Below are 1,030 nucleotides of genomic sequence, written 5' to 3'. Positions count from 1 at the left end.
CGACCGGCTCTCGCTGACGCTGTTCCGCGCCCGCCTGCGGTTCACGGGGACCCCCGTCGACCCGCTGACCGCCGTCGCCCTGTTCTTCACGCGGCAGCTGCCCGCGGCGCTCTACCGGATCCGCTGGGTGACCATCTGGGTCGCGCTCGCGACGGTGGCGATCGCGGCGATCGTCGCCGTCTGGATCACCACCACCCCCGGTGCGACGGCGACGTTCGGCAGCGACGAGGCCCTGCGCCGGTACGCCACGCAGGACTTCGTCGACTACTACTCCGACCGTGGCCTCGGGGCCTTCACCGCGCAGGTCTGGACGAACAACGCCTACATCGCCGCGACGATGGTGGCGTTCGGCATCACCGGCGTCTTCGTGCCGTTCTCGATCATGCAGAACGCCGTCAGCCTCGGGGTCTCCGCGGCGATCATGCACTCCCAGGGGCGCCTGGCCGACTTCTTCCTCTACATCTTCCCGCACGGGCAGCTCGAGCTCTACTCGGTGTTCCTCGCGGGCGGCGCGGGGCTGATGATCTTCTGGTCGTGGGTGGCGCCGGGGTCCGGACGCACCCGCGCCCAGGCCCTCGCCGAGGACGGCCGTGCGCTCATCACCATCGCGATCGGCCTCACCCTGACCCTGCTGCTGTCCGGCATCGTCGAGGGCGTGGTGACGCGGCAGGACTGGCCGTGGCCGATCAAGATCGGCATCGGTACCCTCGCCCTGGTCGCGGTGCTCGCCTACCAGTGGGTGCTCGGCGGCCGCGCGTACCGAGCGGGGGAGCGCGGCGACCTCGAGGAGTTCGAGCGCGGCTCCACCGCCCTGGTGGCCGGCTAGCGCCCGTCCCGGTTCAGAGCCGGCCGGTGGCCTTCGCCCGGATGTACGCGTCCGCGACGAGCGGCGGGACGTCCGCCGGTGCGCCGCGCACGACCTCGGCGCCGGACCGCCGTGCGACGTCGGCCGCGCCGTCCGCGTCGAGCAGGCTGCGTTCGGCGGCGGCGCGTCGGTAGACGTCGCGCTCCGCGCCGGTCGGGAGGCCCG

General features: G+C 73.0%; 1 protein-coding gene and 1 pseudogene. One reads left to right on the top strand and one right to left on the bottom strand.

Annotated features, from left to right (window positions below):
* Positions 1-826, top strand: an 826-nt coding sequence (locus tag BIU89_RS12950; protein WP_071247119.1) for a stage II sporulation protein M, incomplete at its 5' end; no start/stop codon positions are given.
* A 13-nt stretch (positions 827-839) separates the two neighbouring features.
* Here the strand turns inward: BIU89_RS12950 and BIU89_RS12945 are convergent.
* Positions 840-1,030: pseudogene (locus BIU89_RS12945) on the bottom strand (DUF58 domain-containing protein); the annotation flags it as partial.

Origin of the sequence: Curtobacterium sp. MCBA15_005, assembly GCF_001864855.1 — a bacterium.
Classification (GTDB): domain Bacteria; phylum Actinomycetota; class Actinomycetes; order Actinomycetales; family Microbacteriaceae; genus Curtobacterium; species Curtobacterium flaccumfaciens.
This window is presented reverse-complemented; position numbering and strand designations above follow the sequence as displayed.